We start from the raw sequence: 466 nt of genomic DNA, 5'->3' as shown, positions 1-466 counted from the left end.
TTGGCTAGTTTATTCAGCCTGTCATCCATTTGTTCCTTGTCTGCTGTGTACACTTTAAACTGACGCGTATATCCCTGTTTATCCACACGTGTGCTGTAGTGGGTAAAACTAAACCGCACACCGTCCAGGTCGGTATAAGCATCTTCTATTTCGTCATATGACCAATTATCCCGGCGTTTCGGATCTTGTTTATATTTTTTCTTTTGTTCTGCGTTATACATGCCGTAAGGGATCAAAGGGATCTTTTCATAGTCATCGATGATGGATTCATAGTTTTCTTCACTGCCATATCCAGCATCTGCGACAATATATTTGAATAAGTCCAGTGTAGAAATGGCCGATAAAAATGGAAGTAGCGTTCGCGTATCCGTAGGATTTGAAAAGATATCGTAGTCAATGACGTATTGATTACTAGAAGCAACTTGAAGATTATAGCCAGGTTTCAATTCACGGTTTTTCATGGGAT

The 466-nt window shown here is 39.9% G+C and carries 1 protein-coding gene; it reads right to left on the bottom strand.

Annotation, left to right across the window (positions count from 1 at the left end):
* The coding region (locus ACYQ4S_RS12295; protein ID WP_459771455.1) for a transposase at nucleotides 1-466 on the bottom strand (466 nt) is incomplete at both ends.

The sequence above is a fragment of the Alkalibacterium sp. s-m-28 genome, from assembly GCF_054658175.1.
This window is presented reverse-complemented; position numbering and strand designations above follow the sequence as displayed.